Genomic DNA, 19,708 nt, shown 5'->3' on the forward strand with positions numbered 1-19,708 from the left:
TTATTGTGACTAACCGTTTTGGTTAGAGAAAGATAAACTTGAGAATCTTCAGTCAAATTTATTGACTCAAAATCCGCTGTACTTAATTTAAATGAATCAACCCTAGGGGTTTGGGGGGTAGAACCCCCCAAAAGCTTGGATTGAGTGGCAAAATCGGAAGTAATACTAAATCCGTTGAGTATAGGCTACATATCAGGAGAGGCACTCATGCCAAACGGAGAATAAATAATCAGTTTTTAATAACCGGATTTAGTACGACCACCTGAAAATCGGTAAAACCCATCCCCCATCCCCCATCCCCCAACCCCCAACCCCCAACCCCCACCGAAAAACTTTTTCAGCAGACCCTAGTTAAGAGAATTTGCGCTGATTTTTTCGTAGGCGCGATCGATAATTCCCCGACCGCGCAAAAAGCCGGTATTGGCCCCCGGACAAAGATAGGAGAGAGTTTCTGGGTTAAAACGGTCTAAAATGGCCTGTTGCGATCGCAATTGCCGCGGCCAGTGGAAAGTTTTCGCGGTCTGTAGGGGTTGCGGTTGACCCTTGGTGTCGGGGAGAAGATGACGACCGGTAAATAAAACCCCCCCGTGACGTTGCCAGTAGAGACAGGAGGAACCGGGAGAATGGCCTGGAGTCCAAAAAGCGCTACAAGTGGGAGATAACTGGATTTGCTGCTGAAAAACGGTAATTTGACGGTGAGGAAGCAGATAAGCTTCCTGTTCCTGTAGAATAATCTCACAATTGAGCAAACTTTGCAGAAGAGCGCCCTGTTTCCCCTGACCCCCGCGATGGGTAAAAAATAGGTAACGGACTCCTTTTTCTCGCAGAAAATCCCGCTCGCTCTCCTCGCAGCTAGGACAATCCACGAGAATATTACCAGTATTTTCTACAATAAGATAAGAGGTTCCCCCTAGGGTTTCCCGATTAGGCGAGAAAGCGTATAAACCTTCTAGAATTAATCGAGGGGGTTTTGTGGTTTTGCTAACCTCTAAAGGAGACGATTCGGTTTCCGATCGCATGGTTTGCCTATCCAAATCACAATCAATGCGGTTTATAACTTAGCACAATCGTTGACCGGGCGGGCTGAAATTAGCCGCCTTTTACTCAAGAGAAAAGAGCCGATATGGAAATGTGGTTGTTATTAGGGATTCTGGGCGGTTTCACCTATTTTATCGTCAAGCGTAGCGTGGCCAAAATCACGACAACACCAATTTGGTTAATTTGGTTGGTCCTGATGACTCCGGCTCTAATTTGGACGGGCTGGATGTTAATCTATGGAGAGGATACCCCCATGCCGGCATTTTTGCTGATCGGCCCTTTTGTGATCTGTCCTTTTTTGTATTGGTGGTTAGTACAGAAGGGACGGGTTACTCCCCAAGAAAGTCCCCCATCACCACCGGAAACAGCGAATTTAGTCCTAGAAAATCTTGATAATCCTGCGGCTAAAAATAATTTAAAACCGATCACTGCCGAAGAGGAAAAATCCCTACGAGATTGTTTTCCTTGGGGGATTTATTATCTGCAAAATATCGATTATCGTCCCCAGGCAATTCTCTGTCGGGGCAAATTGCGAGCGGTTCCTGAAGAAGCTTATCAAGTGATTAAAAACAATGTGGAAAAGGTTTTTGGGGATCGCTTTTTATTGCTTTTCCAAGAAAGTTTTCAGGGACAACCTTTTTTCGCTCTTGTGGCTAATCCCTGGCAGCAAAAAACAGAAACTATAGAAACTGAAAAAATTACTCGCCCCTTTCTTGCCCTGGGTTTATTGTTATTAACTCTCTTAACTACCACAGTCATCGGTGCGGGATTAAGTGGCATTACCTCTCAACAATTAGAAAATAATTCTAGTTTATTATTGCAAGGTTTCCCCTACAGTTTAGGCTTAATTGCTATTTTAGGACTGCACGAATTTAGCCATTATTTGACAGCAGTTAAATATAAAATTAAAACTACCTTGCCCTATTTTATCCCCATTCCTTTCTTCCTAGGCACCTTCGGGGCTTTTATTCAAATGCGATCCCCAGTCCCCACCCGCAAAGCTTTATTTGATGTGGCAGTGGCCGGTCCTTTGGGGGGTATAATTATCGCTATTCCTCTACTGTTTTGGGGATTGTCCCTCTCGGAAATAGTTCCCCTAACTAATCAAAGCAGTTTATTAAATTTTCAGGCCTTAAATCCGCAGTTTTCTTTTTTCTTGTCTATCGTAGCTAAACTAGCCCTCGGCAGTAATTTAATCGCAGGAAAAGCGATCCATTTACATCCTTTAGCGGTAGCTGGTTATGTGGGAATTATCGTTACAGCCCTAAATTTAATGCCCGTGGGTCAATTGGATGGTGGTCATATTGTTCACGCCATGTATGGGCAGAAAACCGCCATAATTATCGGTCAATTAACTCGATTATTCATGTTTATTTTAGCCCTAGTGCAGCCCGATTTTTTACTCTGGGCGATTATTCTTTTATTAATGCCAGTCAGCGATCAACCTGCATTAAATGATGTGACTGAATTGGATAATAAACGAGATTTATTAGGACTATTTTCCCTGTCTTTGTTATTAAGTATTTTGCTACCCCTTCCCGAAGCGGTGGCCCGTTGGTGGGGGATGTAAGCGACCGCATCAATCAACCTGAGTTCCGGGAAAATTATCGGTCAGTTAGGGAATAAAATCCCCATCTCCTGCGTCAATGTTAGTTCGATGACTCACCCTCGATCACTTTAACCCACAAAGCTGAAGGCTGACAACCGCTCACCGATCACTGTTATATGGTTCTCAAGGCTAATTCTCGCAGGAAAAAGCGAGTTTCTCTGAAAGGGAAGTTAGGCAAATCTAGGTTAAAATTGCTGGCTATTCCGCTAATTTTGGCGAGTTTAGGCTGGTTATACTACGATTTACGTCAGCAGTGGGCAAAACCGGAAGCGATTTTTGTTTTGGGAGGTCATGCCGATCGAGAACGTTTTGCGGCAAAATTAGCTAAGGAATATCCTGATCTACCGATTTGGGTGTCTTCCGGTAGTCCGCGACGATATGTGAGAAAGATTTTTAAAAAAGCGGGAATTCCCCCAGAACGTCTCCATCTCGATTACAATGCGCGAGATACTGTCACTAACTTTACTAGCCTAGCCGATCAACTGAAAGCCCAAGGTATTGATAGTGTCTATCTAGTCACTTCCGATAATCACATGAGAAGGGCGCGATTAGTGGGAGAAATTGTTTTTGGTAGTCGCGGAATTGTGATTAAACCGGTGACTGTTCCCTCCCAATCACCCCCCGAACCCCTAGAAAAGTCGCTCAGAGACGGTTTTAGGGCAATATTATGGATAATAACCGGTTCTACCGGGGAATTTTGGCTAAAATCCGATTCTAGTACCCATTAGTTCCCGACCCAATCAAAATAAAATTATCTTGACAAAATTACCCACTTTATGTTAAGCAAAAATACCATCTTCGCCATCTTATTGATTTTTGTGCCGCTATCGATCGCCGGTTCCCTGTTACACTGGGGCGGAACAGTAGTTTTTATCACCGCTTGTCTAGCCATTATCCCCCTAGCGGCCTACATGGGGGAAGCCACGGAAGCGATTGCGGTGGTGGTCGGGCCAAATATTGGCGGTTTGATGAATGCCACCTTTGGCAATGCCACAGAATTAATTCTCGCCTATGTCGCTTTGCGGGAAGGTTTTATCGATGTGGTAAAAGCGACGATTACTGGCTCAATTATCGGTAATTTACTCTTAGTTATGGGATTATCGATGTTTTTAGGCGGTTTACGCTTCAAAGAACAGGAATTTCAACCAATAACTGCCCGTTTAAATGCCTCGGCCATGAATTTAGCGGTGGTGGCGATTCTTTTACCCACTGCCGTGGAATTTACCTCCACGGGAGTCGGGGAAGCAGTCCTACAGCGTCTATCCGTGGCCGTGGCAGCGGTGTTAATTTTCGTCTATGGTTTAAGTCTCTTGTTTTCCATGAAAACCCACACCTATCTCTACGATGTCGGGGTTGCTGGTATCGAGGAGGAAAGCGGCACAGAAAACCCCGAAAAGCCGAAAGTCTGGTTTTGGTCTTTGATTTTATTGGTCGTTACTATCGCCGTGGCCGTAGAATCGGAGTTATTGGTGGCATCCCTAGAGGAGGCTACGGAACAGCTAGGTTTAACGGCGCTGTTTACCGGGGTGATTCTTTTGCCTATTATCGGTAATGCGGCCGAACACGCTACAGCTGTCACCGTCGCCCTTAAGAATAAAATGGATCTATCGGTATCTGTGGCCGTCGGTTCAAGTATGCAGATCGCCCTGTTTGTGGCTCCGGTTTTGGTTATCATGGGTTATATTATCGGTCAGCCCATGGATCTAAATTTTAATCCCTTTGAGTTGGTGGCAGTGGTTGTAGCGGTGTGGTTAGCTAATTCGATTAGTAGTGATGGGCGATCGAATTGGTTGGAAGGAATGTTACTCTTAGCTACCTATGCTATCCTCGCCTTGGCTTTCTTTTTCCATCCTCTCACCGCTTAAAGTTATCCCTTGCCGATATATAGACAATGACGGACGCTTTGGCTTAAGGGAGTGGTAAAACTAGCAATTTCGAGGATTTTACCGCCAGCTTTCCCTAAATTCTTCTCTAAACTCGAACTATCCTCCGATGACCACTGACCACGATAGAGAATAGCGATTCCGGTCTTTTTCAGGAAAGGCAAAGCATAGTTAACACAGATATCCACATTAGCTACCGCTCGCAAACAGACGATATCGTAAGCACAGTTATGTTTAGGGTTTTTCCCGACGATTTCCGCCCGACCTAAACGAGTTTTCGTGTTATTTAACTCTAATTTGTCAATAACTTCTTCAAGAAAATTAATCTTTTTTTGGGTGGAATCTAAGAGAGTCACCGACCAATGGGGATAGGCGATCGCAATTGGCACCCCCGGAAACCCGGCCCCGGTCCCCAAATCGATGACTGATAGGGATTTTGTCAATAGATCTGGCTGGGATTTTTGTAACCAAGCTAAACCCGATAAAGAATCCCAAAGATGTTTTTCCCAAAACTCCTCTGGTTGGGTAATTCGGGTGAGATTAAAACGTTGATTACCCTCTAAAATCAAGTCATAAAGTTGTTGAAATCGCGCTTGTATGGCCCCATCGGGTTGCCATTCTAGGGTTTCTTGCCAAAGGTCAAATAATTCGGAAAGGAGCATTAATTCGGGTTTGCGGCAAAAAGTTTGTTGGTGGGGTTAGGAGCCGGTCGTCAGGAGTCAGGAGACAGGAGATGGGGGAATGGGGAAGTGGGGAAGTGGGGAAGTGGGGAAGTGGGGAAGTGGGGAAGTGGGGAAGTGGGGAAGTGGGGAAGTGGGGAATTTCAACTAAAAACCCTAAAACCCTAAAACCCTAACACCCTAAAACCTCAACTATCTGTTTTTTCACTTTTTAATTCCCGCAAATGTCCTTGTTCAATTTTCCAGTGACGGTCAGCAATGGGGAGTAATTCTCCGGCATCGTGACTAACTACTAATAAAGTCCAGTGTTGTTTGAGACTAGCGAGAAGTTTAGCCAATTGACGACGCATCGACCAATCTAAACCGGCCGTAGGTTCATCGAGAAGTAACAGATTAGGCTGCCGGATTAACTGGACAGCGAGGGATAAACGACGCTGTTGACCTCCACTAAGATTGTGGGGAGAAGTATCCAGAGGCATATTTTCTAATCCTACCTCCTTTAAGGCCGCCGTTAGGCGATCGCTTTTAATCTCCGGATGACCGAGACGCAACTCCTCAAGGATGGTTTTACCGCAAAAATGACGTTCAGGAAACTGAAAAACGATTCCTCCTAATTGTTGCAGATGCAGCACCGTTAATTCTTGGTCGCGCCAGTGAATTGTCCCTCCTGTTTTATCGGCAAAGCCTGCTAGAATTTCCAAAAGAGTCGTTTTTCCGGAACCACTGGGGCCGACAATCAGACCTAATTCTTGGGGAGCTAATTCGAGATTAATCCCCTGTAAAATGGGATTGAGAGCAGCGGGAGGATGATAAACCACATCTTTGAGATAAAGCATTGAGAGGAAAATAACTGGAAATTAAGTCTAGAAACCCGTTTCTATTGTGACAGATTTTTTCATTCGCTCAAGGAGACTTTTGACCATGGTGCTGAGGTTAGGTTTAACGAAAAGAATGGCGATCGGTGCTTCGCTGGCTGTTATGGTAATGGTTAACTGGATTGGTCCTGGGTTAGCTGGAGATCCTTTCCGCAAAACCAATCCCCGACCGATTGGCGATAAGACCGAGGCCGCTTTTAACGCTATTTTTAAAGAAGGTAACTATCTAGAGGCCAAAAAATTAACTATTGAGGCCACAGAAAAGGAACCCCAAGAACCTTTGTCCCATGCTATGCGCGCCTCTCTTGCTTTTACCGACCAGGATTGGAACACCCTAAAAACCTACTCCGAGAAAACTAAGGAAGCGGCCAAGCAAATGCAGGCCAGCGACCCCTTAAGGGGAAATTTGTATCTAGCGGTGGGGAGTTTTTTGGAGGGAACCTACGTTTTTCAAACCGAAGGAGCAGTATCGGCTATCCCCAGATTACAACAGGTGTTTCAGTATTTGGAAACCGCAGAAAAGGTTAATCCTACGGATCCAGAATTGAATCTGTTAAAGGGTTATATGGATTTGATTTTAGCGGTTAATCTACCCTTTTCTAGTCCCCAAGAGGCAATTCAACGGCTAGAAACCTACGGAAGTCCTGATTACTTGGTCGATCGAGGTATAGCTCTAGCTTACCGGGATTTAAAGCAGTACGATCAGGCTTTGCAGTTTATCGATAACGCTCTGAAAGCGACCCCCGATAATCCAGAATTAATGTATCTGAAAGGTCAAATCCTGAGAATTCAAGGCAATACGGATAAAAATACTGGCTCTTTGAAATTGGCCTTAGATTACTTTAATAATGCCCTGAAAAAACAGGAACAACTCCCCGAATCGGTCAAAAAACAGTTAAATCGCGAACACCGTAAGGTACAGGAGGAGATTAAATCCCTAGAAAGCACCGCTAATCGTTAAAAAAAAGCCTAAAAATAGTCAATATTTGGTTTTTTTATCAGTTATCAGCTTCTGAAGGCAAAAGGCAAGAGGCAAAAGGCAAATTTGGCCAAAACAGAAAATCTCCTCTTATGGTATATAAAGTAAAGGATTATTAAGCTTCGCGGAAGTTTATTAATTAAAGTTAAAAATATGTTGACAAAAAAATTGGCTTGTGGTAGGGAGCAGAATTTAGCCGCACCTCCTAGCTGATTTCTTGTCAAGGGTTCACCTAAGTGTAATTGGAGATTTCATGACGGCAACGACGGATAAATTGTATGGGGAGTTGATCACCTCGATCGAGCCAGACTTTAAACTGAAAGATATTATTAAAAGCATTCCCAAAGAATATTTCCAGAAAGACCAGGTTAAAGCTTGGTTTGGAGTGATTACGAATATTTTGGCGGTCATGTCCGGTTATGCAATGCTAGTTTATTCTCCCTGGTATTTACTGCCTTTAGCTTGGATTTTCACTGGTACAGCTTTAACGGGATTCTTTGTGATCGCGCATGATTGCGGTCATCGGTCTTTTGCTAATCGACGCTGGGTTAATGATCTTGTCGGTCATATTTTCCTCTTACCGCTTATCTATCCCTTCCACTGCTGGCGTTTCCTGCACGATCGCCATCATACTAAAACTAACATGGTAACTATAGATAATGCTTGGGATCCGTGGGAATTAGAAGCTTTTAACTCAGCTAATCCCCTAGTGCGTCTCTTTTATCGCGGCATTCGCGGACGTTTCTGGTGGCTTGGTTCGATCGCCCACTGGGCTATTCTACACTTCAACATCGAACAATTCAAGGAGAACGAACGGGAAAAAGCGCGCTTTTCGATGATTGTCGTCCTAGTTTTTGCCGCTATTTTTTTCCCAACCCTCATTTTCTACACTGGTGTCTGGGGATTGGTTAAATTTTGGGTGGTACCTTGGTTTGTCTATCATTTTTGGATGAGTACCTTTACCCTTGTCCATCACACGGATCCCGATATTCAATTTTCCTATCCCGAAGACTGGAATCAAGCTTTAGCGCAACTAGAAGGGACAGTTCACTGTAGCTATCCCCGTTGGGTAGAAATTCTCTGTCACGATATTAATGTCCATATCCCCCATCATATCTCGACGGCGATTCCTTCCTATAACCTCCGCAAAGTTCACGCTAGTCTCAAAGAAAATTGGGGTAGTCACCTGAAAGAAACCGAGTTTTCTTGGGCATTAATGCAGCGAATCGTTGATTATTGCCATATTTTCGACTCCGAAACCGCCTACAAAACCTTTAAGGAAAGCCGCGGTTAAATCAGTTATCAGTTATCAGTTATCAGTTATCAGCTATCAGATTTGAGTTTGAAGTGACAGTATTAAATAGGGTCTGCTGAAAAAGTTTTTCTTGGGGGTAGGGTGTGGGGTGTGGGGTGTAGGGTTTGACCGATTTTCAGGTGGTCAATTACCTAATTTTCAGGGAAAAAGTCCCGGAATTTTCCCCCTGATCACGCCCAGTCCGGTACTTTTTGATTGACAAAAAGTCTAAAAGTCTTACCCAACAAGGTTTTTAGATTTATTCAGCAAGCCCTAAATAGAAGTTTCCTACTGTCTTTTCACTGTTTACTGATTACTGTTTAGTGATCACTGAAAAAAGATTACCAGGAACCGCGTTTACCATTGGGCATAACTGTGAACCAATTGGTTTTTGCCAGGGCGATTTGTTCTTGAGTTACTTGGGCATCAGAGAGATTAGCCCCGCAAAGATTAGCATCTTTGAGATTAGCGTAGCGAAGATGGGTGCCGGTGAGATTAGCCCCGCGTAAATCGGCCTTTTCTAGGTCTGCATAACCGAGATAGGCATTATTTAAATTGGTACTTTTGAGAATAGCTTGACTGAGATTAGCCCGGCCCAGATCCGCATTGGACAGATCTGCCCCTTGTAAATTAGCTCCTGTTAATTTGGATTGACAGAAATTTACCCCCAAAAGTTTGGCTTTGGCCAGATTGAGATTTGGTAATTCCTCTTGGGCGAAATTGCGCCGGCCGTTATTGTAAGCATCGAGAATCGCTTTTTCATCTAAGCGGGGTTTTTTCTTCAGTAAGGTTAGCTCTGTGCTGCTGCGGGCTTTACTTTTATTCAATACATTTGTATTAAACATTGAAAAAGCCATCTGTCCCCCCAGCATATTATCTGGAGAGGCCTCTGGATTTTTATTTTTGGGACGAAATTTAGACTTGAGAGGGCCAGAAACGGAGGAAGTGGCTATCGAACCTGAATCTTGTCGGGGGGGCTGAGAAGTAACCATTGGAGCGGCGATTAAACTTTGGGCTAGACTGTCGGCATAAGCCGTCATGTCTAAAGCATCCATTACCTCTTGAGCGGATTTGTAGCGATGACGGACAGAGACTTCCAGCATTGTTTTCAGGACTTTAGCAAACGGGGGACTCACCTTGACTAATTTTTCCCAGAGTAATTCACCTGTATTAATATCAACTTCGATCGTTTTAGGAGATTTGCCCGTGAGTAGATAGAGACAGGTAGCTCCCACCGCGTAGATATCACTAGCGTAAACGGGACGCATGGCCATCTGTTCGGGGGGGGCAAAACCTTGGGTACCCACGGCAAAATTAGTGAAAGCGGTTTGAGAATCGGCATTGGCCGTGACGGGATTAACTTGATTTTTGACGGCCCCGAAGTCAATCAGAATCAATTTTCGGTCTGTTCGCCGACGAATTAGGTTAGCGGGTTTGATATCCCGATGAATTACCTTTTGCTCGTGGACATATTGCAAAATCGGCAAGAGTTCACTTAAAAACTGTTTGACTCCCGCTTCGCTAAACGGTCCGCGTTTTTTGACCTCTTGGTGCAGGTTATGACCTTTAACGTATTCTTGAACTAGATAAAACTGTTGATTATCTTCAAAATAGTCCAATAATCGGGGAATCTGTGCATGAACTCCCAGTTTTGCCAAGGTTTCCACTTCTCGCTCAAAAAGTTCCCTCGCCATGCGAAAAACATTAGCCTCTTTAGAGGGAGGTTGCAGTTGTTTGACCACACAGAGGGGCTTATCTGGTAGGGACAGATCCGATGAAACAAAAGTTGTCCCAAACCCTCCTTTCCCCAAAATGCCTAGAGTTTGATAGCGGTCGTGCAGAAGAAGTTTTGAACCGCAACTCTCGCAGATTAACGCTGTCGGGGCGTTTTTCGGTTGAGTACAGTTGGGATTAAGGCAGTAGGTCATCTAGAGTCACCAATTGACCGATACTTTTTTACTAACACACCCTAACAATGCACTTTAAGAGATTCTCCTCAAGAGGGGGTATCCCCCAAAGTCTAAAGCCAGAGGCCTCAGACAATCAAAGCGCGTGTAACGCCTTTTTTGTGTCATTGCGTAGTCAAGACAGGGGGCCACTTATCAAGATAGCGGTTGCCCCCTAACGGGGATTTTTACCTAAACTCCTCTAGTCTATCACAGATTTTAACATTTGCTACTTGTGCCAATTGTCAACTAATGTTAGCTTTTCTTGATAATTCATCACCCCCCATCAATTTTTCACTTTCATCAAAGCGGCCCGGGCCTGTTCGCGGTCATCGAAATGGATTTTTTCCGTCCCCAAAATTTGATAATCTTCGTGACCTTTACCCGCAATAATTACCCCGTCTCCCGGTTGCGCTGCTTGAATAGCCGTGTCAATGGCCAAAGCGCGATCACTAATTACCTGAACAGTAATTTCTGAGGGAATGCCAGCGACGATATCCTGAAGGATTCGTTTGGGAGCCTCTGTGCGGGGATTATCGGAGGTAACTATGGCTAAATCTGCTAATTCTGCGGCTATTTTACCCATTAACGGCCGTTTTGTCCGATCGCGATCGCCGCCACAACCAAAAACACAAATCATCCGACCAGAAATAAAGGGACGGGAAGCTTTTAAAACATTCTCTAAACTGTCGGGAGTATGGGCATAATCGACAATGACGCTGATATCTTGGTCGGGAGCGGTGCTAACCCGTTCCATCCGCCCCGGTACTCCTGAAAACTGGGGAATTTGACTGATTACTTTCCCTAAATCTACACCACATTCTAACACTGCCGCCACCGCCGCCAAGAGGTTAGCCAGATTATATTGACCCACCAGAGGAGAAGCAAAGGCTATTTCCCCTTGGGGAGTCACCATCACCCCTTCAACTCCCGTGGGTTGATAGTGTAAATCCTTAGTATAAAAATCGGCACTAGCATCGGACACACTATAGGTTAAAACCTGTTGGGGAGACAGGGAGGCCGCTAAACGTTGACCATAGGCATCATCAAGGTTAATAATCGCCTTCCCTTGCAGATAATCGGGACTAAATAATTTAGCTTTAGCGGCAAAATAATCTTCCATATCGAGGTGATAATCGAGATGGTCTCTGGTGAGATTGGTAAACACCGTCACGGGAAAAGTACAACCCTGTACCCGTCCCTGGGCCAGTGCATGGGAACTAACTTCCATGACGGCGATTTCATTGCCGGCGCTCACCGCTTTGGCTAAACTAGCTTGTAACTCGTTAGCGAAAGGGGTGGTATGATTAGCGGTTTCTTGGAATCCTTGCCAACGGGTATAAAGAGTACCGAATAAAGCGGTGGGAATCTTTGCTTGGCTGAGAAAATATTCAATTAAATGGGTGGTGGTGGTTTTGCCGTTAGTTCCCGTCACACCGATTAATTTTAGGGTTTGGGCAGGATAATGATAGAATTTAGCAGCGATCGCAGCGGCGGCAGTAACTAAATCTGCCACAACCATTACGCAAGCATCCTCCGGGGGGGGAAATTTAGCGGCGGCTGCCGGGGAAATAATCGCCGCTACGGCCCCGGTTTCCAAAGCAGAACGCCAAAATTCGCCCCCATCGACGCGACTACCGGGTAAACCGATAAATAAATCTCCGGGTTGACAAGCATGGGAGTTGGTGGAAATTCCCGTAATCTCGGTTTCTAAAGCGATAGGAGAAGAAATCGGGGAAACCAGAGTGATATTTGTCAAAAGTTCTTGTAGTTTCATAGTCAGGATTGAATCTAGGGATTGCTGCTTTTAGATTAGCCGATTATCAAAGAGGTTCCTCGTCCGAAATGGGAAGTGGGGGTGTAGGGTGTGGGGTAGTGGGGTAGTGGGGTAGTGGGGTAGTGGGGTAGTGGGGTAGTGGGGAAGCTGTCTCATCACCCTATCACCCCAAAACCCTATCACCCTATCACCCTATCTCCTGCCTTTTGCCCCCTGCCCCTGCCCCCTGATATCTGCGATAAGCTGAAAAAAATAAGGCTATAGCTTGTCAACTATTGACGATTTTCTGCTGACTATTTTCGGGATATTTATATGCAATTCGTCGATTTTCTGGCTCTCATTCATCCTGTCCTAGCAATAGTGGTCGTTTTCCCTATTATCGGCCTCGTAGTTAACTTTGCTTGGCAAACCCGTCAACGTCGCCTAGAAACCGCTGCAGGAAATAAAAGTAAAATTCCCCCAGTGGTTGGACCCGAACATCTACGCTTAGGCCGCTGGTTAACGGGTACAGTGGTAGGGGTTAACCTGTTAGCACTAGCTTACTCGGTCGTTTACGGTTTTAATGGTTTTGTCGATAAACAAAAAGCGGGAAAATTAGACCCCTTTCTGGTCATTTTTGTGATTTTGATGTTTTTTGTCACCATTGCCTCTTTGGTCTGTCTCTACCGCGCTAGACAAGCCCTCTGGCGCGGAATTTTTGCCACCTTGACTGGCATGGGTTTAATTATTATCGGTGCTCAGGATGGGGTCTGGCGACTCTCGGCCCAATGGTACTGGTCTCACTACTATATCGGCATGGCGGCATCATTACTGATGATTTTCTCTCTGGCAATTGTCGAAGATATCTATAAAGACCGTTCCCATCGTTGGCGCATTGCCCATACAATTCTCAATTGTATCGCTCTGGCTCTCTTTCTAGGACAAGCGATGACCGGTTCGAGGGATTTGCTGGAAATTCCCCTCAGTTGGCAAAAACCGGCAATTTATCGCTGTGATTTCACCAATAAAACCTGTCCTGAACCGAAATCCCAAACCCCGCTCATCAACCCGATAAGTTAAAAAAAGAATGGACTGAATCCACCCCTTCTCTATGTTTTTTAGGGACTGGGAGAGGGTGAAGCAGTCGGGAAATTAATCACACTCAGATTTACCTGCAGCGGTATCGATGGGTTCCTCACACCAATTGGCAATCTTACCGAGTTGGGGAAATTTGGGTTTCAGGTTTTGGATTAATTCAGTCCATTCTACCCCTTTGGTCTGGGTCACAGCCACAGCGCCGCTACTTGAGGTACAGCCTGGAATTGGGCCCCATTTTTTACCCCAGGCAGCGCCGACGAAAGCACCGGTATCGGTTTTACCGAGGGAATAGTCAGGAGCAAAGATAAACGCTTGTAGTGTTTGGTTTCCTCTCAGACAAATTTGCGGCTCGGCGGAAGCAGGGGCATAGGCATAAATTTGTAGATTGCCCGGTTTACAGCCAGTCGTAGTACCACAATTGTGTTCGATGGCACCGTTAATATTACCTTCAACATAAAAAACTACCCGTTTCCCCGGAGTAATGGTAATCTTATCGCTATCACTCAAGTTGATATTATTAACGATATACTCGTACACTTCTACCCTTTGACCGTTAATCGTGCGGGTAGAAGCGGTATCAGTAATGCCGCCCTCCGCATTTTTTCTAGGAAAAGTTTTAGAACTTTCAATATCTCCTAGGTCTGGAATACCGCTACTATTACTATCGGGAATCGGCGGTAAATTGGGGAAAAACACACCGACAAATTGTGCTGTGTAGGGGGGACTGGGTGCGTCGGTGGTGGGCTTTTTAATCTTATCTTGTTTATTATTACATGGACTCACCACTCTCTCCAGTACATCCCCTTCAAATTTAGCACCATCGTCCGCCGTTCCGTCACTTATCCATAAAGCTGGGACTGTGGTGCGGTTAAATTCGAGGGGAGGGGAATCAAGAATAGGGATAGTTACCACCACGCGGTTACGGGAGGCGGCATTGTCGTCACTATCTCTACCGATAGCAGTGTCAGTTAGGTCTGTTGCGGCACTGGTGCGGGAAAGTCCTTCGAGGGTGAGAACTCCCCTGCCAGTCCCAATACTATAATCGTATCCAACCACGCGATAATAACGATTATTACGGAGATCAAACCATTTATTTGCGCTCAAATCTCTTAATTCATTGATTTTTGCCTTCAAGGTAGCAGCATTGTTGGGATTACTACAGGAGGGGGCGGCGTCGACTAATTTTTTTAAATGTCTTTGTAAATCGGTACTGGGATTAGTAACCACTTCGGCGTTCTGCCAACAATCGCCGGTAGTACAATTACTATCAACCGTCGCCATAACTCGAACACTATTGAGTAGATCCTGCACGCGAGCCAGCCCCACTTCGGAACTTCTTAAACTACCAGCCCGAGCATTTTGGGCAATTACTTTCGATTGGTCGCCTTGGGCGCGCATCATCATAGTCATTCCTGTCACCATCAGGATAAGTCCAATTAACACGGCAAGAGGCAAGGCAAACCCTTTTTCCTTATTAGCCATCAGGTGAAGATATAAACGATTGTTCATAAGCCAGTCCATCTAAGAATGGTTACTCCTACTATAATACTGTCAAGTTTTGGTTAAGTGACAACTGTGATAATACAGGAATAGCTATGTGAGTAAAATCACAGACAAAAGCCAGTTGATACGATAAGCATCCAGTAATTTTTCGATAAGTATTTTCGACTTTTGACTGAACTAAGGGGCTGTTTTTCGATTCAGAATTGCCCGACAAATTAAGCCTATACCCCGAAAAAAGCTGATAATTAACAACCAAAGGGATTGTAATTCTCCCGCCGTATTTTTCAGAACCCAGCGCTGGGGACGACAGAATAAAAAAGTAATTAGTTTTCTCTGTTCTGATAGGGTAAGCGGCTGGAATTTAAGGGTTGCTTGCCAGATTTTTCCTCGTTTTTCTAGATTGACTAGATGAGACGATAGGCGCAAATCTTCGCCTAAAATATCTAGGAGTAATTTTTCTGAGTAGATGGGTTCCCTCAGGTGAATTTCTGCCCCTATTTCCGAAAGTTTTTTCAGATTGCCCTGTATGATTATATCCGATTCTGTTATCAAGTGAACAGGATATTCCAGCAATTGGTATTGAGTTTCTAGGGTGAGGGGAGCTTCCAATAAAGCCACTAAAGCAGTCATGATAATAACCACGTTATATATAGCCAAAATCAAGCCAAAATTTAGCGGACTTTCTTGATAATTGTGATGGCGTAAATTAAAGAAAATACTAATTAAGGTAATAGTGAGAAAAAACAGCAATGGGTAGGATAAACGCCAATTATATTGATAATTTTGACGAGCAATTCCCTTCGGTGTCACCTGAAATCCTTTGTCAAAGGGTTTCCAAAGAACATGGAGAACTGTTAGGGCTGTAGGTACACAAATAATCATCGATAGTACCTCAGAAAAAATAATGGAGCGCGAGCGAGAATTTAACCAGTGATAAGTGGCTAACTGCAGCATCATGTAGGGTAAAAAGATATAGATTGTCTCATCGATGGTAATGTTCAAAGGTATTATATATCCAAAGGTATAAAGGAGAGGAATAAGTAGAGAAAATAAACGAGCTAAGGGAGAAACCCAAGATAATATTCCTTCCAGATGAGCTAATCTTTGGGTTAGAGTTAATCCCGCAATTTTTAGGGGATTAGCTTTGATAAAAAAGGCCTGTAAAGTTCCCCTTGCCCAGCGCAATCTTTGCCGTAAATAAGCGGATAAACTTTCGGCAGATAAACCAGCGCTGAGTTTTTCATTTAAGTAAATAACTTCATAACCTTTCGCAGAGATAGCAATCCCAGTAAAATAGTCTTCACTAATAGATTCTGTATTAAAGTATTCCACTTCCTCTAATGCTTTTCTTCTGACAATAAAAGAAGTGCCAGCACAGACAGGACTACCCACCCCATCTTTAGCTGGTTGGATATGACGATAAAATAATTCTTCGTCGGGAGTAACGATATTTTCTAAACCTAAGTTATGGGCAATAGGATCAGCATTATAAAAGCTTTGGGGAGTTTGCACTAGGGCAATTTTCGGGTTTTGAAACCAGCCAACAGTTCTTTCTAGAAAGTTACGACAAGGGATAAAATCTGCGTCAAAAACTACCACTAATTCCCCTTGGGTTTGTCCGAGAGCATGGTTTAAATTACCTGCTTTAGCGTTTTTTCTATCCTCACGAGTCAGATAATGACAATTTAATTTTTCTGCCAATTGATGAATTTCTGATCTCTGGGTATCATCGAGAATATAAATATTTTTATGAGGATAATTAAGGGCTTGACAACCGATAATAGTTCTTGTTAAAATGAAGGCTGGCTCATTATAGGTAGGAATCAGGATATCTACCGTGGGCAAATACTGTTTATTGATCACCGCTTGGCTATAAAAATCAGCTTCTTTGCTTCTATCTTTTGTGGTTAAGACTAAAACTAACTGAATCATGCTACTACTTAAAACTATCATCTCAATGCCTAAAAGTAGTAAACTAAAAAAGCCATTGAGAGGGGTGGAAAGATTTAAGGTGGCCAGAATTCTCCAAACTAGATAGCGCAGGGTGATAGCTAGAGTGATAGAAATAATGACTAATCTTGACCAAACTTGCGGACGCGGAGACAAGAAAATGATTAACTGCGTAAAAATTAGCAGGATAACCGTGGGTAATAATAATTGATAGCTATGAGCAACCGTGGGAACTTTGATCCAAGCAAAGGGGTTAAAAAAATCTTCTACTAAGCCAAGGAGTAATCGATAAATATTGTGTTCCGGCCAACATAATGATAAACTGACCATCATTAGCCCGCCGATCACTGCTAACATAATGAAAATGACTGATATTATCGCTAAAATCGACTTGAATACGGAGGAATACACTGGTTTTTGAGGGAACGTAAAAATCGATTCTTGGTTAGACATAAATCCCCTTCTGAGCAAATAAATCTAACTACATTTTACAATTCTTAACAAAAACCTGGGCATTGGGCAGCTTTCTCATACTTGGGAATGACACCAAATCGTTTTATGTCTTACCTCGTTTCAAGGGAAACCCTTGGAACGCATTTCCAGAGGTTCTACCTTGGAACGAGACAAATCGAACTTTAAAAACCCAGTTATGGATTGTTGCTCCCTACACCCTACCCCCCACACCCCACACCCTGTCTCACTTTCAATCTGCTTGTCACCCCGTCAGGAACATAGTATACTTTGGTTAACCGTGAGGAAAAATTAATCTATGATAGCCGTCAAAATCGCCGTTGTTAGCGCTCTCGTTTTAGTTGTGGTCAAATTCGTCGCTTCTGTTCTAGGCAAAGGCAATATACCCCTACTTAATCAGGCTGTCACTGTGATTTTAAGCCTTTTTATCGGTTTTGAGTTGATTCAACTAGGACAAGCGGTGATTGAAAAGATTAATTAAGGGTAATCGGCTCTCTTGGATGGTGTGTGATCAACAGGATTGATCGTCGAGATTGCCAGTATAGACTAGATGCTGCCGTCAACCTTTGGTCAAGCTGTTGCGATACAATCCAGCAAAGACAAGAGAGCCTGTAACCCAAAATTTTGGGTTAAAGCCCCGTCCTTTTAGGACGGCTTTATGTTAAAATAAAATTGGTTTGAATCCCCTGAGTGGGCGGTAGTGAATGGCTCGATTGAGTTGAACCCTTGAACTCGAAAGTCTGCATAAGAGACACAAAGGGAGGGTAGCGAAAACCTAGTCAAACATAGCGCAGGGGTTCCGCTCAACAACGGTGAATGAGAAACCAGTAAAAATCTTTGTCGTCAGACAGATAGGGTAGGGCATACCCAAATCTTGGTTGAAAGACCAAAACCCTTGGAGAGTGAACCATAAAAAGGATAACTAGATAGGGTTTGCTGAAAAAATCTAAAAACCTTGTTGGGTAAGACTTTTAGACTTTTTGTCAATCAAAAAGTACCAGGCATGGGAGTGATCAGGGGGAAAATTCAGGTACTTTTTCCCCGAAAATTAGGTAATTGACCCTCTGAAAACGGGTAAAACCCTACACCCTACACCCCACACCCCACACCCTACCCCCACGAAAAACTTTTTGCCGCAAACCCTAAGTAAGGGAAACCAGAAAGGGCTGTGATGAGCTTCGAGAATCCTCACGCCTTTAGGCCCAGGAGTGTCAAAGAACCGAACGATCGCTCTAGGTGGTGTACTCGGCGTTAATTTTGACGTAATCGTAACTAAGATCGCAACCCCAAGCCGTACCCGTACCCGAACCGTTACCGATACAGATAGACATTAAAACGGTATCTTCTTGTAAATAAGCCCCCGTTGCTGCCGCTTTCAGGTAATTACTGGCACTAGCTCGATCGAACGCCAGAGGTTGGCCATTTTCCATCATCACGAAGTCGCCTAACTTAATTTGCAGGTCTTCTTGATGGAAGACGACCCCGGCCCGGCCGGCGGCCGCCGCAATTCGTCCCCAGTTGGGATCCCGACCGAAAACCGCCGATTTTACCAAGGAAGAACCCGCAATGGTGCGAGCGATCTGACGAGCGGACTGATCATCGGCCGCCCCCGAAACCCGCACTTCCATTAAACAGGTTGCCCCTTCCCCATCCCGGGCGATCGCTTTCGCCAAATATTGACAAACTTCCGTTAACATGGCCTCTAACTTTTGGGCATCCCGGCCCATTTCTGTGATGGCTGTGGTGCGCGATTGACCGTTAGCCAAGGCGATCAGACTGTCATTGGTACTGGTGTCCCCATCCACCGTGATCTGATTAAAACTTTTATTGGCCGCCCGACTTAACATATTTTGCCAGAGAACCGTCGATACTGCGGCATCACAGGTAATAAAGGAGAGCATCGTCGCCATATTCGGGTGAATCATCCCCGATCCCTTGGCAATTCCCCCAATTGTGACCGGACGACCCTCGATAGTGGTTTGCAAGGCGATCGATTTGGGGACTAGATCCGTGGTCATAATCGCCCGGGCCGTGCTTTCGCCACCATTTTCCGACAATAAACCCACTAAGGTCGGTAAAGCGGCGGTTAACGCATCCATGCGAATCCGTTGCCCGATGACTCCCGTAGAAGCCAGCAAAATTGCATCGGCGGGAATCCCTAAAACTTGGCTCAAGGCAGCGGCACTATCGAGAGCATCTTGCCACCCGGCTTCCCCCGTGGCGGCGTTTGCTTGGCCGGCATTACACAAAATCGCCCTGGCGCTGGCTTTAGTTTGTAGGCGTTGACGGCAATAATCGACGCAAGCGGCGCGCACTTGACTGGTGGTAAAAACTCCAGCGGCGATCGCTTCTGTTTCCGAGACAATTAGGGCTAAATCGGGCAAACCGGACGGTTTTAGCCCCGCGGCCATCCCTGCGGATTTAAATCCTTTTGGGGCGGTGATCCCCCCCTCTATTTCCTGCCAATCGGCCATTTTCTCCCGTCTCCTACTCAAATTCGACACTCGATTTTGACACTCTCGCCGTCAAGCTACGCTGTGACGGGAGATTCTTGCTTCTACTCCTCTTAACTAGACACAATCCGAAGACTATGCCCCCGTCAGACCGAATCCACAAGCGTTTTAGT

16 protein-coding genes are annotated in these 19,708 nt (G+C 44.7%); 8 read left to right on the forward strand and 8 right to left on the reverse strand.

Annotated elements, in window-relative coordinates; genetic code table 11:
• Positions 1 to 347: 347 nt before the first annotated feature.
• Positions 348 to 1,019 (reverse strand): MBL fold metallo-hydrolase, encoded by a 672-nt coding sequence (locus EWV84_RS05920; RefSeq protein WP_287077119.1) that lies wholly within the window; start codon positions 1,017 to 1,019, stop codon positions 348 to 350.
• A gap of 104 nt (positions 1,020 to 1,123) precedes the next feature.
• Here EWV84_RS05920 and EWV84_RS05925 point away from each other — a divergent pair, with 104 nt between their 5' ends.
• From EWV84_RS05925 to cax, 3 genes are all read left to right on the forward strand, one after another.
• Positions 1,124 to 2,608, forward strand: coding sequence for a site-2 protease family protein (locus EWV84_RS05925; RefSeq protein WP_287077121.1), 1,485 nt, complete (start codon positions 1,124 to 1,126; stop codon positions 2,606 to 2,608).
• A 155-nt stretch (positions 2,609 to 2,763) separates the two neighbouring features.
• Positions 2,764 to 3,375, forward strand: a complete 612-nt coding sequence (locus EWV84_RS05930) for a YdcF family protein (protein ID WP_287077123.1) — start codon at positions 2,764 to 2,766, stop codon at positions 3,373 to 3,375.
• A gap of 48 nt (positions 3,376 to 3,423) precedes the next feature.
• Positions 3,424 to 4,512 (forward strand): calcium/proton exchanger, encoded by a 1,089-nt coding sequence (gene cax / locus EWV84_RS05935; protein WP_287077125.1) that lies wholly within the window; start codon positions 3,424 to 3,426, stop codon positions 4,510 to 4,512.
• A 2-nt stretch (positions 4,513 to 4,514) separates the two neighbouring features.
• Here cax and rsmG read toward each other — a convergent pair whose 3' ends face one another.
• On the reverse strand, positions 4,515 to 5,192 hold the full coding sequence (gene rsmG / locus EWV84_RS05940) for a 16S rRNA (guanine(527)-N(7))-methyltransferase RsmG (protein WP_287077127.1): 678 nt from the start codon (positions 5,190 to 5,192) through the stop codon (positions 4,515 to 4,517).
• A 30-nt stretch (positions 5,193 to 5,222) separates the two neighbouring features.
• Here rsmG and EWV84_RS05945 point away from each other — a divergent pair, with 30 nt between their 5' ends.
• Complete coding sequence (locus EWV84_RS05945) at positions 5,223 to 5,378, forward strand: hypothetical protein (RefSeq protein WP_287077128.1); 156 nt, start codon at positions 5,223 to 5,225, stop codon at positions 5,376 to 5,378.
• Between the two features lie 20 nt (positions 5,379 to 5,398).
• On the opposite strand, the gene EWV84_RS05950 is transcribed toward EWV84_RS05945, so the two are convergent.
• Positions 5,399 to 6,046, reverse strand: coding sequence for an ABC transporter ATP-binding protein (locus EWV84_RS05950; protein WP_286824532.1), 648 nt, complete (start codon positions 6,044 to 6,046; stop codon positions 5,399 to 5,401).
• A gap of 85 nt (positions 6,047 to 6,131) precedes the next feature.
• Here EWV84_RS05950 and EWV84_RS05955 point away from each other — a divergent pair, with 85 nt between their 5' ends.
• Positions 6,132 to 7,046 carry a Sll0314/Alr1548 family TPR repeat-containing protein gene (locus EWV84_RS05955; RefSeq protein WP_287077130.1) on the forward strand — a complete coding sequence of 305 codons (915 nt, stop codon included), beginning with the start codon at positions 6,132 to 6,134 and terminating at the stop codon, positions 7,044 to 7,046.
• A gap of 271 nt (positions 7,047 to 7,317) precedes the next feature.
• Complete coding sequence (locus EWV84_RS05960) at positions 7,318 to 8,358, forward strand: fatty acid desaturase (protein WP_286824528.1); 1,041 nt, start codon at positions 7,318 to 7,320, stop codon at positions 8,356 to 8,358.
• 341 nt (positions 8,359 to 8,699) lie between these two features.
• On the opposite strand, the gene EWV84_RS05965 is transcribed toward EWV84_RS05960, so the two are convergent.
• Both EWV84_RS05965 and EWV84_RS05970 read right to left on the reverse strand, forming a co-directional pair.
• Positions 8,700 to 10,286, reverse strand: a complete 1,587-nt coding sequence (locus EWV84_RS05965; protein ID WP_287077132.1) for a serine/threonine-protein kinase — start codon at positions 10,284 to 10,286, stop codon at positions 8,700 to 8,702.
• A gap of 304 nt (positions 10,287 to 10,590) precedes the next feature.
• A complete protein-coding gene (locus EWV84_RS05970; RefSeq protein WP_287077133.1) occupies positions 10,591 to 12,081 on the reverse strand; it encodes a UDP-N-acetylmuramoyl-L-alanyl-D-glutamate--2,6-diaminopimelate ligase in 1,491 nt (496 codons plus the stop codon).
• 312 nt (positions 12,082 to 12,393) lie between these two features.
• Between EWV84_RS05970 and EWV84_RS05975 the strand changes: the two genes are divergently transcribed.
• Positions 12,394 to 13,140 (forward strand): DUF4079 domain-containing protein, encoded by a 747-nt coding sequence (locus tag EWV84_RS05975; RefSeq protein WP_286824525.1) that lies wholly within the window; start codon positions 12,394 to 12,396, stop codon positions 13,138 to 13,140.
• A 72-nt stretch (positions 13,141 to 13,212) separates the two neighbouring features.
• Here the strand turns inward: EWV84_RS05975 and EWV84_RS05980 are convergent, their stop codons facing one another.
• Entirely contained in the window at positions 13,213 to 14,667 is a 1,455-nt protein-coding gene (locus tag EWV84_RS05980; RefSeq protein ID WP_287077134.1) for a DUF7305 domain-containing protein, read from the reverse strand.
• A gap of 171 nt (positions 14,668 to 14,838) precedes the next feature.
• On the reverse strand, positions 14,839 to 17,064 hold the full coding sequence (locus tag EWV84_RS05985; RefSeq protein WP_287077136.1) for a glycosyltransferase family 2 protein: 2,226 nt from the start codon (positions 17,062 to 17,064) through the stop codon (positions 14,839 to 14,841).
• A gap of 316 nt (positions 17,065 to 17,380) precedes the next feature.
• Here EWV84_RS05985 and EWV84_RS05990 point away from each other — a divergent pair, with 316 nt between their 5' ends.
• A complete protein-coding gene (locus tag EWV84_RS05990) occupies positions 17,381 to 17,563 on the forward strand; it encodes a hypothetical protein (protein WP_002769951.1) in 183 nt (60 codons plus the stop codon).
• A 751-nt stretch (positions 17,564 to 18,314) separates the two neighbouring features.
• Here the strand turns inward: EWV84_RS05990 and argJ are convergent.
• Entirely contained in the window at positions 18,315 to 19,556 is a 1,242-nt protein-coding gene (argJ, locus tag EWV84_RS05995) for a bifunctional ornithine acetyltransferase/N-acetylglutamate synthase (RefSeq protein WP_287077139.1), read from the reverse strand.
• Between the last annotated feature and the right edge of the window lie 152 nt (positions 19,557 to 19,708).

It is taken from the genome of Microcystis sp. M_QC_C_20170808_M3Col (assembly GCF_007095505.1).
Lineage (GTDB): Bacteria > Cyanobacteriota > Cyanobacteriia > Cyanobacteriales > Microcystaceae > Microcystis.